At 65.6% G+C, this 15341-nt stretch carries 10 protein-coding genes; 2 read left to right on the forward strand and 8 right to left on the reverse strand.

The window, feature by feature from the left end:
* Positions 1–20 precede the first annotated feature (20 nt).
* On the forward strand, positions 21–1994 hold the full coding sequence (locus ABID37_RS19070; RefSeq protein ID WP_354197608.1) for a peptidoglycan DD-metalloendopeptidase family protein: 1974 nt from the start codon (positions 21–23) through the stop codon (positions 1992–1994).
* A gap of 133 nt (positions 1995–2127) precedes the next feature.
* Here ABID37_RS19070 and ABID37_RS19075 read toward each other — a convergent pair whose 3' ends face one another.
* The 7 genes from ABID37_RS19075 to ABID37_RS19105 all read right to left on the reverse strand — a co-directional run bounded on the left by ABID37_RS19075 (position 2128) and on the right by ABID37_RS19105 (position 13444).
* Positions 2128–3567: a L,D-transpeptidase family protein gene (locus tag ABID37_RS19075; protein ID WP_354197610.1), complete on the reverse strand. Its 1440-nt coding sequence runs from the start codon at positions 3565–3567 to the stop codon at positions 2128–2130.
* 169 nt (positions 3568–3736) lie between these two features.
* Positions 3737–6349: an ATP-dependent chaperone ClpB gene (clpB, locus tag ABID37_RS19080; protein WP_354197612.1), complete on the reverse strand. Its 2613-nt coding sequence runs from the start codon at positions 6347–6349 to the stop codon at positions 3737–3739.
* Between the two features lie 312 nt (positions 6350–6661).
* A complete protein-coding gene (locus tag ABID37_RS19085; RefSeq protein WP_354197614.1) occupies positions 6662–7459 on the reverse strand; it encodes a DUF4167 domain-containing protein in 798 nt (265 codons plus the stop codon).
* A gap of 311 nt (positions 7460–7770) precedes the next feature.
* Positions 7771–8625, reverse strand: coding sequence for a peptide chain release factor N(5)-glutamine methyltransferase (gene prmC, locus ABID37_RS19090; protein WP_354197616.1), 855 nt, complete (start codon positions 8623–8625; stop codon positions 7771–7773).
* 25 nt (positions 8626–8650) lie between these two features.
* Positions 8651–9727 carry a peptide chain release factor 1 gene (gene prfA / locus ABID37_RS19095; protein ID WP_354197618.1) on the reverse strand — a complete coding sequence of 359 codons (1077 nt, stop codon included), beginning with the start codon at positions 9725–9727 and terminating at the stop codon, positions 8651–8653.
* Between the two features lie 117 nt (positions 9728–9844).
* A complete protein-coding gene (ptsP, locus tag ABID37_RS19100; RefSeq protein ID WP_354197620.1) occupies positions 9845–12115 on the reverse strand; it encodes a phosphoenolpyruvate--protein phosphotransferase in 2271 nt (756 codons plus the stop codon).
* A 75-nt stretch (positions 12116–12190) separates the two neighbouring features.
* Positions 12191–13444 (reverse strand): aspartate kinase, encoded by a 1254-nt coding sequence (locus ABID37_RS19105; RefSeq protein WP_354197622.1) that lies wholly within the window; start codon positions 13442–13444, stop codon positions 12191–12193.
* Between the two features lie 201 nt (positions 13445–13645).
* Between ABID37_RS19105 and ubiG the strand changes: the two genes are divergently transcribed.
* Positions 13646–14398, forward strand: coding sequence for a bifunctional 2-polyprenyl-6-hydroxyphenol methylase/3-demethylubiquinol 3-O-methyltransferase UbiG (gene ubiG, locus ABID37_RS19110; RefSeq protein WP_354197624.1), 753 nt, complete (start codon positions 13646–13648; stop codon positions 14396–14398).
* A 40-nt stretch (positions 14399–14438) separates the two neighbouring features.
* Here the strand turns inward: ubiG and ABID37_RS19115 are convergent, their stop codons facing one another.
* The gene (locus ABID37_RS19115) at positions 14439–15329 is read right to left on the reverse strand and encodes a DMT family transporter (protein WP_354197626.1); all 891 of its coding nucleotides are present in this window, start codon (positions 15327–15329) and stop codon (positions 14439–14441) included.
* Positions 15330–15341: the final 12 nt, after the last annotated feature.

Below are 15341 nucleotides of genomic sequence, written 5' to 3' on the forward strand. Positions count from 1 at the left end.
GAAAGAAGCAGCCATTCTGGATGCGGGATACCGAAGAGGTCATAGCCGAGCTAGGCAATGAGCCGCCTCTTGTAGAGGATGGCCGCACGAGCCCCCCGGACCGCCGGGAGGTTTCCGCACGCTGGCTTTCCGGAACCTTCCTCACTGGAGTGACCTCCAGCGTGCTGATGGGCGTGGCCCTGTTTGCCGCGCTGGACGGCCGCCAGCAACTCGCCACCCCGCCCGAGATCGCCGAACTGGCCAGCCTCGCCTCGAACGACCTGGTTTCCGGGCAGAAGGCGAAGAAACCGCGCGTGACGCCCACGCGCCAGGTTTCCCGCGCCAAGGACCGACGCCGCATGGACGTGTCCATGGTCACCAAGGTGGGCGACCGCGAGGTCATCCACTCCATGCCGCTGGTGCAGGTGAACATGGCGCTGGCCGCCGCCTACACCACCACGACCCCTTACCCGGCTTTCGACCCGCTGCGTGTGTTCAGCGACGACGGCGCCCCGCCCCCGCCGTCGCCATTGACCGCGGCCGGCCAGATCTACGGCGCCAAGGTCGAGAGCGAGATCAGCCTCAAGACCGTCGATTTCCCGATCGCCACCGCCGCCTTCGACGAGAACAGCGGACTTTCCGCCGACGAGGTCGAAAAGGTGGTGCGCGAGGCCGCCGCCGACCTGTCCGAGGGCGCCATCCAGGTCGCCTCCCTGCATTATGTCGACCCGCAACGCTTCGGCGACCAGCTTACCCAGAGCCTTGCCGGCTCCTATGGCGTGCGCATCGTATCGGAAAACGTGTCGGTCGCGCCGCGCCCCGACACCGAGGCGGAACTCCGGGCGCCGGTCTTCGCCGAGGAGATCATCCCCTTCCGCGAGGATCGCCGGATCGCCGAGGCGCTGGCCGATTCGGGCTATGACGGCGACGATGCCAAGGGCATGGCGGGCGCGATCGCCAAATTGCTCAACGCCCCTGCCCTGAAGGCCGGAACCGTGCTGCGCGTCGGCATCGAGATTCGGGACGAAGTGCCGACCGTGGTGCGCACCGGCGTCTACGACAAGACAAGGCACATCGTGACCATCGCCCGCAGCGATGACGGCCAGTATGTGCCGGCGCAGGAACCGGAGCCGAATCCCGAACTGCTCACCGCTTTCGACGATTCGCCGCCGGTGCAGACGCGCGGCAACCTGCCCACCATCTATGACGGCATCTACCGCGCCGCCTATTCCTATGGCATGTCGAAGGAAATGACGCAGCGCCTGGTCAAGCTGCTCGCCTCGAATGTCGACTTCCAGTCGCGCACCAGCCCGACCGACCGGCTGGAGGTGCTGTTCTCGCAACCCGACAGCGACGACGAGGCCTCGGAAAACTCCGAGCTTCTCTATGTTTCGGCCAGCATCGGCGGCCAGACCCGCAACTTCTACCGCTTTCAAACGGAAGATGGCTCGTTCGACTATTTCGACGAGAACGGCAGCAGCGCCCAACAGTTCCTGCTGCGCAAGGCGGTTCCCACCGGCAAGTTCCGGTCCGGCTTCGGCGGCCGCAAGCACCCCATCCTCGGCTACACCCGCGTCCACACCGGCGTCGACTGGGCCGCCCCACGCGGCACGCCCATCATCGCCACGGGCAATGGCGTGGTCGAGAAGGCAGGTTGGGCCGGCGGCTATGGCCGGCAGATCATGATTCGCCATGCCAACGGCTATGTCAGCTCCTACAACCACCAAAGCGCGTTCGCCAAGAACATCGCCCCGGGCGTGCGGGTGCGGCAGGGGCAGATTATCGGCTATGTCGGCTCGACCGGCCTGTCGACCGGCCCCCATCTCCACTACGAGCTGATCGTCAACGGCACCAAGGTCGATCCGATGCGGGTGCGCCTGCCGGTGGGCAAGGTGCTGAAGGGCGACGAACTGACCGCTTTCAAGCGCGAGCGCACGCGCATCGACGAATTGCTGAAGCAGCAGGACCGCAACACGCTCAAGGTCGCAAGCGCGAAGGTCGGAGAAGGGGGCTAGGGCAGGATAGCAGCGAGCCACCTGTTCCCTTACTGCCTTACTGCCTTACTGCCTTACTGCCTTACTGCCTTACTGCCTTACTGCCTTACTGCCTTACTGCCTTACTGCCTTACTGCCTTACTGCCTTACTGCCCTAATCCAGAAACTCCACCGTCACACCCGGTTTCACCAGCTTGGCAAGCTCGGCCGCATCCCAGTTGGTCAGGCGGACGCAGCCATGGCTTTCCGTCTTGCCGATCTTCGACGGTTCCGGCGTGCCGTGAATGCCGTAGGTCGGCTTGTCGAGGGCGATCCAGATCGAGCCGACCGGCCCGTTGGGCCCGGGCGGGATCGTCAGCACCTTATCGTTTTCACCCTGCTTGAAGTTGATCTTGGGGTTGTAGGTGTAATTCGGGTTGATCGCGATCCGCGTCACCGCATGCACGCCCGAGGGCGAAGGCGTCGCGGCCGAGCCGATGGTGGCGGGATAGACCGCGACCAGCTTGCCGCTCTCGTCATAAGCGCGCACCTGCTTCCGTGCCTTGTCGGCGGTGATTCGCGCCACCGGCGTCGACACCAGCCGGCCGAAATTGGCAACCTTGATGATGGTGCCGGGCCGGTTGAAATTGGCCTCCGGGTTCAGCGCCTTGAGATAGGCCTCGTCCATGTGGAAGCGCTCGGCCAGCGCCTCGGTGACCGAGGTGAACGACATGTGGTCGAGCTGCGCCTTGTGGCTGTAGTCCTCCGGCACCGAAGCGATGTAGGGGCCGGCGACGTCCTGGTTCGTGATCTCATAGTGCGAAAATGCGTCGCCGCCGGTTTCGGCCAGCGCCTGGGTGATGGCAATGGCGTCGGTGGAGCGCAGCGTCTGGCCGGTGAGCTCGCGATAGGCGGCCAGCGCCTTTTCCACGTTCGAGCCAAACCGCCCGTCGATGACGCCCGGCGACGCGCCGGCGCGGTCGAGCAGCACCTGAAGGGCGGCGATGTCCTCGCGCGCGCCCAGCGACAGGGACGAATCGACCCGCGTGCCCGGCGTCACCGGGTTGGAAGCCGATTCGGGCGCGCGGTTCGCCGGCTCCAGGGACGCCTCCTCGAGCTTGCGGCGTTCGATCTGCGACGGATTCGCGGTTGGCGGCGGCTCCCGGGGAGGATCGCGATAGATATCGCGTGGTGCTTCGGGAAACTCCTCGTAAAGGCCGCCCGAATAGGGATCGTAGACCCGTGCCTCTTCCTCCCGCTGCCTTTGCAGGAAGCGCTCCATGTCATCGGGATCGTCGAGATAATAGCGCTCCTGGCGCTCCGCCCGCCTTGCCTGCTGGCGCCGCAATGCGCGACGATCGCTGCGCATGTCCGGCGGCTCGATCGCCACCACCTCGCCGGTGAAGCTGTCCACGATCACCCGGTTGCCGTTGCCGTCGAAATAGACTTCGAAATCGCCCATCTGGGCGAGTTGCACCGGGGCGGGCTGTGCCGATTCGGCCTGCACGGGGGGCCTGGCGCCTGATTCGGCAAGGCTGCCTCCGCGCGATGCCATGGCATCGGCGGAAAACAGCACGGCGGCGAGTGCCGAAACGGACAGGAAAATGTGCGACATGCAGGCAAAGCTCTCCATGCTTTCCAGCCGCCCGCTCCGGGGCGAATCAATGTTTGCGGACCACATTGCCCGCGAAACAGCCAATCACGATAGATTTCGAAGATGAACCGGGCATGAAGATGGCCGCATCGCTGCGGCCATCATCTTTATCGGTTTTGTTTGCGCCGGGCTACGCCGCCTTGACGGCTTCCGCGCCCGTGCCGGGCTTGCTGCGGAAGTTCAGCCGGTCGGAGCCCGCGGTCACCTTGACGGTGGAACCGTCGAGGATTTCGCCGCCGAGGATCTTCTCGGCCAGCGGGTCCTGCAACTCCTTCTGCATGACGCGCTTGAGCGGCCGCGCGCCATAGGCGGGGTCGTAGCCCTTCTGGGCCAGCCACTCGATCGCATCGGCATCGAGGTCCAGATGGATCTTGCGGTCGACAAGCAGGTTCTCCAGCCGCTTGAGCTGGATCTCGACGATCCGGCCCATATCCTGCCTGCGCAGGCGGTGGAACAGGATGATCTCGTCGACGCGGTTGAGGAATTCCGGCCGGAAGTGCCCGCGCACGACGTTCATCACCTCCTCGCGCACCAGGTCGACATCCTGGTCTTCCGTCAGGTTGACCAGATATTCCGAGCCGAGGTTCGAGGTCATGACGATCAGCGTGTTGCGGAAGTCCACCGTGCGGCCCTGCCCGTCGGTCAGGCGGCCGTCGTCCAGAACCTGCAAGAGCACGTTGAACACGTCCGGATGCGCCTTCTCGATCTCGTCGAACAGCACGACCTGATAGGGCCGGCGCCGGACCGCTTCGGTCAGCGCCCCGCCTTCCTCATAGCCGACATAGCCGGGAGGCGCGCCGATCAGCCGGGCCACGGAGTGCTTCTCCATGAACTCCGACATGTCGATGCGCACCATGGCGTTCTCGTCGTCGAACAGGAAGCTCGCCAGCGCCTTGGTCAGCTCGGTCTTGCCGACGCCCGTGGGGCCGAGGAACATGAACGAGCCGATCGGCCGGTTCGGGTCCTGCAAGCCGGCGCGCGCACGGCGCACCGCCTTCGAAACGGCCTGCACCGCCTCGCCCTGGCCGACGACGCGCCTGGCCAGTTCGTCTTCCATGCGCAGCAGCTTCTCGCGCTCGCCTTCCAGCATCTTGTCGACCGGAATGCCCGTCCAGCGAGACACGATATGGGCGACGTGGTCGGGCGTGACCACTTCCTCGACCATGCCGCCGCCATTGCCGTCATGGGCCTCGGCTTCCGTAAGCTTCTTCTCCAGCTCGGGGATCTTGCCGTAGGCAAGTTCGCCGGCACGCTGGAACTCACCCTTGCGCTGGGCAATGGCCAGTTCGTTGCGGGCCTCGTCCAGTTCCTTCTTCAGGTCGGCGGCGAGGCCGAGCTTCTGCTTCTCCGACTGCCACTTGGCGGTCAGCCCGGACGATTCCTCCTCGAGGTCGGTGAGTTCCTTCTCCAGCTTGGCCAGCCGGTCCTTCGACGCCTCGTCCTTCTCGACTTTCAGCGCCTCCCGCTCGATCTTGAGCTGCATGATGCGGCGATCGATCTCGTCCAGCGCCTCGGGCTTGGAATCGACCTGCATGCGCAGCCGCGACGCCGCCTCGTCGACAAGGTCGATGGCCTTGTCGGGCAGGAAGCGGTCGGAGATGTAGCGGTTGGACAGGGTCGCGGCCGAAACCAGCGCCGAGTCGGAGATGCGCACCTTGTGGTGCTGCTCGTACTTCTCCTTCAGGCCGCGCAGGATCGAGATCGTATCCTCCACCGTCGGCTCGTCCACGAACACCGGCTGGAAACGACGGGCCAGCGCGGCGTCCTTCTCGATATATTTGCGGTATTCATCGAGCGTGGTCGCGCCGACGCAGTGCAGTTCGCCCCGCGCCAGCGCCGGCTTGAGCAGATTGGAGGCGTCCATGGCGCCATCGACCTTGCCGGCCCCGACCAGCGTGTGCATCTCGTCGATGAACAGGATGATGCCGCCGGCAGCGGCGGTGACCTCGTTGAGCACCGCCTTCAGCCGCTCCTCGAACTCGCCGCGATATTTCGCGCCGGCGATCAGCGCGCCCATGTCGAGCGCCATCAACTGCTTGTCCTTCAGCGATTCGGGCACGTCGCCATTGACGATCCGCAGTGCCAGCCCTTCGGCGATGGCCGTCTTGCCGACGCCCGGCTCACCGATCAGCACCGGGTTGTTCTTGGTGCGCCGCGACAGCACCTGGATGGTGCGGCGAATCTCGTCGTCCCGGCCGATGACCGGGTCGAGCTTGCCGGCGCGCGCGTCGGCGGTCAGGTCGCGCGCATATTTCTTAAGCGCGTCATAGCCCTGTTCCGCGGACGCCGAATCGGCGGTGCGGCCCTTGCGAATGTCGTTGATGACCTGGTTGAGCGCCTGCGGGGTGACGCCCGCCTTGGTGAGGATGTCGGAGGTCTTGGCCGACTTCTCCATCACCAGCGCCTGCAACAGGCGCTCGACGGTGACGAAGCTGTCGCCGGCCTTCTTCGCCAGTTCCTCGGCCGTGGAAAAGACCTTGGCCAGCGGCTGCGCCAGATAGAGCTGGTCGTTGCCCCCTTCGACGCGCGGCAGCGCCTCCAGCGCGGCATCGACGCCGAGTTCGACATCGCGCGGGCGGCCACCGGCGCGTTCGATCAGCGAGGCGGCGAAGCCTTCGTCGTCGTCGATCAGCGCTTTCAGGACGTGTTCTGGCGTGAACTGCTGGTTATTGCGGTTGAGCGCATATTGCTGCGCGGACTGGATGAAGCCGCGCACGCGCTCGGAATATTTCTCAAGATTCATATCTGTCTCCTTCCGTCACCGGCCCGCTTCGCGGCACCGGATCAGATTGCGGTGACGAACCCACCCGATCGAGCCAGGTTCAATTCCTCACAGATATGGGGCACGCAACAGCCCCTCTCAAGGAGCCGACAACAGCGGCAAAAGGAATTTTATCGGCCTTTTCGCCGCACTCAAGTCCGCTTGCCCGAAAGGAGTATCCCGGCGCCGGCAGCAGGACAGCGCAATGCGGGCCTGTTTCGCCGGTCCGGCCCAAACGAAAACGGCGGGGGTCGCTCCCCGCCGTCCACATTGGTTTTCTGGGAAATGCCCCGGTCAGCCTTCCGACGCCGCAGCCACCGGCTCCTCGGCGGAGCCGGCTTCACCGGCGTCCTTGGCGACACGCGGCTTGCGCGGGCGGCGCGGCTTGCGCGGCGCTTCGGCCTCGGCTTCCTTCCCTTCCGCCGCAGCGGCAAGGGCGGCCGGGTTCATCTCGGCCGGCTGGGCGGGTGCCTCTTCTGCCGGCGCGGCGTCTGCGGCCTCGGCGGGCACGGCTTCCCCGGCCTCTTCCCGATCCTTCTGGCGGGTTTCGCGCGGGCGACGCTCGCCGCGTTCACCACGCGGGCCGTTGTTCATGCGGTCCCGGCCCCTGCCTCCGTCGCGATTGCCGCGGTTCTCGCTCGCGGTTTCGGTGTTCAGCGCCACCTCGGCCGGAACGCCTTCGATCACCGGCTGCGGACCGGACCCGTTGCCGGCCGCGACGGCATGCGCCTCGTTGCCGTTGGCCGCCGCTTCAGCCTCGTCGCGCTCCTCGTCGATGTCGTCATCGAAGTCGTCACGCGCCGGCTGCACGTTCTGGATCGGCATCTGCGCCTGGGCGGCGGCAATGATGCGATTGTAGTGCTCGGCATGCTGGAGATAGTTCTCGGCCATCACGCGGTCGCCGGAGCTCATGGCATCGCGGGCAAGCGCGGCATATTTCTCGGCGATCTGCTGGGCGGAGCCGCGAATCTTGACGTCCGGTCCGTTGCTCTCGTAGTTGCGGCTGAGCGGGTTCGGTCCCTTGCGGTTGTTATTGTTGTTGCCGCCATTGTTGCGACCGCGCATACGCCTGTTCTGCTGTTGTGGCCTCATCCGAGTCTCTTCAGTTGGAAATCAAGAAAAACCTATCGCGGCGGCAGTGTTCACAGGACCTGCCGATCTGCCATCCCGCCGGTGTTCGCCCGCATCGATTGCGTTGGCGCCACGTGCCACCTTATCCCGGTCACATAACACTTGCCGGACGATTCCCCGCGAAGCATTCAGCGCCATTTGCGCGAAAGGCAGCTATGTCCAAGGGAACCGAATCTCTGGAAGATCTGCCCGCTTCAACTCATCCGGTTGAGGTGACCCTATCTATATTTGCAGACCTTGCCAAGCGTTATTTCGTCGCGGGGTCAAGCTCTTCACGCAGTTGCGAACACAAGAACCCTGTCGTTTCCGGCCAGATCGCTGAGCGCCCGCACGAGGCGGAAACCCGCATCCGCGAAGATGGACCCGACCTCCAGCCGCTGCGTGCTGCCGATCTCGACGACGACCAGCCCGCCCTGTTCCAGGTGCGAAGCGGCGCCCGCCGCGATGATCCGATAAGGCTCCAGCCCGTCATCTCCGCCATCGAGGGCCCGGAGGGGATCGAACAGCCGTACCTCTTTCTGCAAGGCCGCGATCTCGTTGGACCCGATATAGGGAGGGTTTGAGGCGATTACATGGTAGCGATCCGAAATTTCCGCGAACCAGTCGGATTTTTTTGGCCGGAACCGATCGGCGAGGCCGAGATCGACGGCGTTGCGGGCGGCGGTCGCCAGCGCGTCGTCGGATATGTCGACGCCCGTCGCCACCGCCCCGGGCACATTGGCCAACAGGGCAAGCGCGATGGCCCCGGTGCCGGTGCCAAGGTCCAGCACCCGGCATTCGCCTTCCCGCGATGCGACGTCGCGCATGAAAGGCAGCACCGCATCCACCAGCACCTCGGTGTCGGGACGCGGCTCCAGCGTCTCGGCCGACAGCGACAGGCGCAGGCCATAGAACTCGCGAAAGCCGAGGATGCGGTGGACGGGCTCGCCCCGGCACCTGCGCGCCAGCGCGGCCTCCACCTCCGCGACCGTCCGCGGATCGATCGTCCTATCCGGCCGCGCGATGGCATCGCTGCGGCTGGTGCCGGTGAAGTGCTCGACCAGCAGCCTGGCATCGAGGGCGGCGTCCTCGACGCCTGATTCGGCAAGCTTGCGCCGCGCGGCGCCGAGAAGTTCCGCCAGGGTCAAGGATGCACCATGTCCGTTCCGGATCTCAGCCTTCCGTCATGTCGGCCAGCAGCTTCGACTGATGGTCGGCGATCAGCGCATCGATGATCTCGTCCATTTCGCCCATCATCACCCGGTCGAGCTTGTAGAGGGTGAGGTTGATGCGGTGGTCGGTCACCCGCCCCTGCGGGAAATTGTAGGTGCGGATGCGCTCGGAACGGTCGCCGGAGCCGACCTGCGACTTGCGCGATTCGGAGCGTTCCTCGTCGGCCCGGCTGCGCTCCATGTCGAACAGGCGCGCGCGCAGGATCTGCATGGCCCGCGCCCTGTTCTGGTGCTGCGACTTCTCCGCCGACACCACCATGATGCCGGTCGGCAGATGGGTGATGCGCACGGCCGAATCGGTGGTGTTGACATGCTGGCCGCCGGCGCCCGACGCGCGCATGGTGTCGATACGGATGTCCTCGGGGCGGATGTCGATATCGACCTCCTCCGCCTCGGGAAGCACGGCCACGGTGGCGGCGGAGGTGTGGATGCGTCCCTGCGCCTCGGTCTCGGGTACGCGTTGGACGCGATGCACGCCCGACTCGAACTTGAGATGCGCGAACACGCCCTTGCCGGAAACGCTGGCGATGATTTCCTTGTAGCCGCCGGCATCGCCCTCGCTCGCCGAAATGATCTCGAAGCGCCAGCCGTGCGCGGATGCATAGCGCTCGTACATGCGAAACAGGTCGCCCGCGAACAGCGCCGCCTCGTCGCCGCCGGTGCCGGCGCGGATTTCGAGGATGGCGTTCTTCTCGTCGGCGGCATCCTTGGGCAGCAGCAGGATCTGGATGTCGCGCTCCAGCCCCTCGATGCGCTCTTCCAGTTCCGGCAGCTCCGCCTCGGCCAGCTCGCGCATCTCGGCATCGGTCGTCTTGTCGGCCAAAAGGCCGGCAAGGTCCGCCTGCTCCCGCTCGGCGCCGCGCAAGGCGCGCACCTTTCCGGCAAGGTCCTGCAGTTCGGAGTATTCCGACGCCATCTTCACATAGGCTTCGGGTTCCGGCCCGGCCGCCATCTGCGCTTCGAGCATCTCGAAACGCTTGACGACCTGATCCATCCGATCACGGGGTAGAATGCTCATGCTGGTATCGGGGCCCTAGAGCATGATCCCGAAAAGTTGCAGACTTTTCGGACAAGATCATGGTTCAAAAACAAAAGTTTAGAGCGAGATGGCTTTTCAAGGAGAAGTCATCTCGCTCTAAAGCGGAATCGAGCGATCGTCGGCAAAGGCCTGCAACAGCGCCCGCATCGGAATGTCGTTGGCCGGAGCCCACAGATTGTCCTCGAAGAAGGCCTCGAGTTCGCCCACAGGCAGTTCCGTCAGCATGGCCTTGACCGGGCCGATCGAGGCCGGCGACATGGAGATCGAGCGGAAGCCGAGCCCGATGAGCACCATGGCCGAGATCGGCTTGCCGGCCAGTTCCCCGCACAAGGTCACCGGCGTATGATTGCGCTTGCCGGCATCCGCGATGGTCTTCAGCACGCGAAGGAACGGCACCGAAAGCGGATCGAACCGGTCCGCCATCCGCGTGTTGCCGCGGTCCACCGCCATCACGAACTGGAACAGGTCGTTGGAGCCGACGGAGACGAAATCCACCGCCTTCATCAGCTCGTCGAGCTGGAACAGCAGCGACGGCACTTCCAGCATGGCGCCGAGCTTCAGGCTGTTGGGCAAGAGATGCGCGAAACGCGACAGATGCCGCACCTCGCGGTCGATGATCTCGCGCGCCTGCGCGATCTCGCCGAGCTCCGTCACCATGGGCAGCATCAGCTTCAGCTCGCGCCCGCCGGCGGCCTTGAGCAGGGCGCGGATCTGCGTGCGCAGCAAGCCGGGCCGGTCGAGCGTCAGGCGGATCGCGCGCCAGCCGAGCGCCGGGTTCTCTTCCTGCGTGTTGTTCTTGAAATAGGGCAGCACCTTGTCGCCGCCGATATCGATGGTGCGGAAGGTGACCGGCTTGCCCCGCGCCGCATCGAGCACGTCGCGATAGAGCTGCTCCTGCGCTTCGGCGCGCGGGAAGGTCGAGGCGACCATGAACTGCAATTCGGTGCGGAACAGGCCGATGCCGGCCGCGCCCGACTCGACCAGTTGCGGCAGGTCGACCATCAGCCCGGCATTCATCAAAAGATCGATCTGCACGCCGTCCTTCGACATCGAAGGCTTGTTGCGCAATTCGCGGTAAAGCTCCTGCCGCCGGGCGCGGAAGCGCACCTTCTCGGCATAGGCGGCTTCGAGGTCCGCCTGCGGGCGCAGATGGACCGCTCCCTCCTCGCCGTCGGCGATGATGGCATCGCCGTTCTCGGCCATGGAGACGGCGCCCTTGACCTGCCCGACCACGGGGATGCCCATGGCGCGCGCCACGATCACCACATGGCTGGTTGCCGCGCCGTCCTCCAGCACCAGCCCGCGCAGCTTCTCGCGCGGATAGTCGAGCAGTTCCGCCGCGCCCATCGAGCGGGCGACGATGATCGCATCCTTGGGCAGGGCGGCGGCGATGTCCTCCGGCCCCGTCCCCATGAGCTGGCGCAGCAACCGGTTGGCGAGATCGTCGAAATCGCTCATCCGCTCGCGCAGATAGGGATCGGTCATGTGGATCATGCGCGCGCGCATGTCGCTCTGGACCTTCTCGACCGCCGCTTCGGCGGTCAGGCCGTTGCGGATCGCCTCTTCCAGGCGCCGCACCCAGCCGCGGTCGTTGGCGAACATGCGGTAGGCTTCCAGCACTTCGCGATGCTCGCCCTCGAAGGCGACGTCGCGCCGCTCCAGCATGTCGTCGATGGACAGCCTGAGCGAGCCGAGCGCCGTTTCCAGCCGCCGCACCTCCTCCTCGCTGTCCTCGTTGAACAGGTTGGTGACGACGACGCGCGGCTCATGCAGCACGACATGGCCAAGCCCGATGCCGTCGTTGAAGGAGACGCCGCCGAAGGAAACCGGGCGTTTCAGGTCGAGTTCGAGGCCTGGTCGCGACAGGCGGGCGAGATCGCCGGTGGCAATCATCTCCGCGATCACCATCGCGGTCGTCTCCAGCGCCTCGACCTCGTCGTCGCGATAGGTGCGCATGGTCTTGTTCTGGACGACCAGGACGCCGAGCGTGCGCCCGGCCCGCAGCAGCGGCACGCCGAGGAAGGAGCTGTAGATCTCCTCGCCGGTCTCCGGCAGGTAGGCGAAGGCCGGATGCTCCTGCGCGTTCGACAGATTGAGCGGCCGCGCGCTGGCGGCGATGGTGCCGACCAGGCCCTGCCCGAGGCGCAGTTGCACCAGGTGGACGGCGGACGGGTTGAGACCCTCGGTGGCGTAGAGCTCCAGCACCGAATCGGCGCGCAGCACGTAGAGGGAGCAGACTTCGGCCACCATGTTGGAGGCGATGTCGCGCACGATCCGGTCGAGCCGATCCTGCGGCTCCAGCGGCTCCTGCATGAGCTCGCGCAGCCGTTTCAACAGAACACGTGGGCCGACCGCCGTTTCACGCATAGCGGCGTCTTCCTCCAATGGCCGCGCTGCCCGGTCCCGCGCGCCGGATAAGGCCCGCTGCCGGGCCCGCAGCCCTTAACTCTTGTCCAAACCGTATACGGAATGGAGCGTACGCACTGCAAGCTCCGTGTAGGGTCCATCGATCAGGATCGAGATCTTGATCTCCGAAGTGGTGATGGCGCGGATGTTGATGCCCTTCTGCGACAGCGCCTCGAAAGCGGTCGCGGCAACGCCCGCATGGCTGCGCATGCCGATGCCGATCACCGACACCTTGGCCATGCCCTCGTCGTGCTGGATGGCGTCGAAGCCGATGGTGTCGCGCACCTTTTCCAGCACCGCCAGCGCCTTGCCGACATCGCCCGAAGGCACGGTGAAGGTCATGTCGGTGAACTTGCCGTCCTCCGAAATGTTCTGGACGATCATGTCGACATTGATGCCGGCCTCTGCCAGCGGCCCGAAAATGCCGGCGGCGACGCCCGGACGGTCGGCGACGCGGCGCAGCGAGATCTGCGCTTCGTCCTTGGCGTAGGCAATACCGGTGACGACCTGCTGTTCCACGATTTCATCCTCGTCGCAAATAAGCGTTCCAGGCGGATTGAGAAGATCGTCCATGCCGGGAGCATCGGGCTCCACGAAGGACGAGCGCACGAAGGTGCGCACCTTGTGCACCATGGCAAGCTCCACCGAGCGCACCTGAAGCACCTTGGAGCCGAGCGAGGCCATTTCCAGCATTTCCTCGAAGGAGATGCGGTCGAGTCGGCGCGCCTTGGGCTCGATGCGCGGGTCCGTCGTGTAGACGCCGTCCACGTCGGTATAGATGTCGCAGCGGTCGGCCTTGACGGCGGCCGCGATGGCCACGGCGCTGGTGTCCGAACCGCCACGGCCCAGCGTCGAGATGCGGTTGTCGGGCGCCAGGCCCTGGAAACCGGCGATCACCGCCACCTGTCCCTCGCCGAAGCGCTTGATGAGGAAGGAGCCGTCGATATCCTTGATGCGAGCGGCGCCATGGGCGTTGTCGGTGTGGATCGGGATCTGCCAGCCGAGCCAGGAGCGGGCGTTGACGCCCATGTTCTGCAAGGTGATGGCCAGGAGCCCGGCGGTGACCTGCTCGCCGGAGGCGACGACGGCGTCGTATTCGCGCGCGTCGTGCATGGGCGAGGCCTCGCGCGTCCAGGCGACCAGTTCGTTGGTCTTGCCGGCCATGGCCGAAACCACCACGGCCACGTCATGGCCGCAGTCGACCTCGCGTTTGACGTGCCGCGCCACATTGCGGATGCGGGCGATGTCGGCGACCGAAGTCCCGCCGAATTTCATCACGATACGCGCCATGGGAGCGGAATGCCTTTGAATGCCGGGCCGAAGGCCCGAAATGGACGGTCTGGCACGAGGGCGATCCCCCTTGTGCCGATGCGGGGTCTCCTTAGCCAAAACAGGCTTTTCGTGCAAGCGATTGCCGCGATTCGCTGCAAATGCCGCCTTGACTTTCGCGCCCTCAACCCCGACTTCGTAAAGCTTCACGGAGACAAGGACATGTCCGACACCCGACGATCGACCATCGATTCCGGAGAAGTTGAACGTTTTTCGGCACTTGCCGCCGAATGGTGGAACCCGAACGGCAAGTTCCGTCCGCTGCACAAATTCAATCCCGTGCGCCTGTCCTACATTCGCGATCAGATTGCCCAGCGCTTCGGCCGTGACCCGCATGCGGCGCAGCCCTTCGAGGGGTTGCGCATCCTCGACATCGGCTGCGGCGGCGGCCTGTTGTGCGAGCCGATGGCACGGCTGGGCGCCGAGGTCGTCGGCGCCGATGCCTCCGCCACCAACATCGAGGTGGCCAGGCTACATGCCGCCGAATCGGGCGTCGAGATCGACTACCGGGCGACCACGGCCGAGGACCTTGCCGATGCCGGCGAAAAATTCGACGTGGTGCTCAACATGGAGGTCGTGGAACACGTTTCCGACATCGACCTGTTCATCGGCAAATGCGGCGAGATGGTCAAACCCGGCGGCATCATGTTCGTCGCCACCATCAACCGCACGCTGAAGGCGCTGGGGCTGGCCATCATCGGCGCCGAATATGTGCTGCGCTGGCTGCCGCGCGGCACCCACCAATTCGGCAAGCTGGTGCGGCCGGACGAGTTGGAGCGCGCGCTGGCCGGCGCCGGCCTGTCGGTCATCGACCGCACCGGCGTGGTCTATAACCCGCTGGCCGACCGCTGGCAGCGCTCCACGGACATGGACGTCAACTACATGGTGCTGGCGGAAAAGCAGAAGGCGAACTGACGCCCGCCCTCGCCCGATCACCTGCGTTGCCGGCGACGCCTTATCCGTCCGAGGCCTGCGCCTTGGTGGTGATGGCCACCCCGGCGACGATCAGCAGCGCGCCGGCCCAGGTCTGCCAGCGGTAGTGCTCGCCGAGGAACAGCGTGCCGGCAAACAGGCCGATCGCGGCGGCGACATAGCCGATCTGGCTGAGATAGACCGGCCCGCCCACCGCCTGCAGCCGGAAATAGAAGGCGAACATGGCGGCGGCGGATGCCGCCTGCGCCAGCGTCACGCCCGGCACCTGGCCGAGCGGAGCGAAGGCGGCAAGGCCGGGCAGCAGCACGATCCCTGCCAGAAGCATGGCCGCCGCGGCCAGATGGCTGCCCGCGGCAAGCTCTATCGGCCCCGTGTGCGGCGGCCAGTCCATGGTGCGGTATATGTTGCCGGCCGCGAGCAGCACGGGAATGAGCAGGCCGATCAACACCCACGCCGCATCGGTCGGTTGCGCGGCATCGCCACGCGCCAGCGCCACCATGGCGGCGCCGGCGAAGCCGACGACGATACCGACGATGCCCGGGAAATTGGGCCGTCGCACACCCAGCAGGATGGAAAAGCCCAGCGTGATGACCGGCGAAAGCGTGAACATGATGCCGGTATAGCCGGCGCCAAGACGCGGAACGGCAGAGAAGATCAGCAGATTGGGCAGCGCGTAGGAGATGGCCGCCGCAATCGTGAAATAGCGCAGGCGGTGCGCCGTCATCGCCAATGTGCGGCGCTTCAGGAGCAGGGCAAGCAGCAGCACGCCGCCTGCGCCCAGCGAAATGACGAAGGCCCAGATGATGGCCGGCACGCCGGCCCCCGCGGCAATCTTGCCCAGCGGCAGGCTGAGGCCGAGCAGGCCGCCGGTGATCGCCAGCAGGCCGAACGCCGAATCCCAGATCGCTTTCATGGAGAGGAAGCT

It is taken from the genome of Aquamicrobium terrae, assembly GCF_040545735.1.
Taxonomy (GTDB): domain Bacteria; phylum Pseudomonadota; class Alphaproteobacteria; order Rhizobiales; family Rhizobiaceae; genus Mesorhizobium; species Mesorhizobium terrae_A.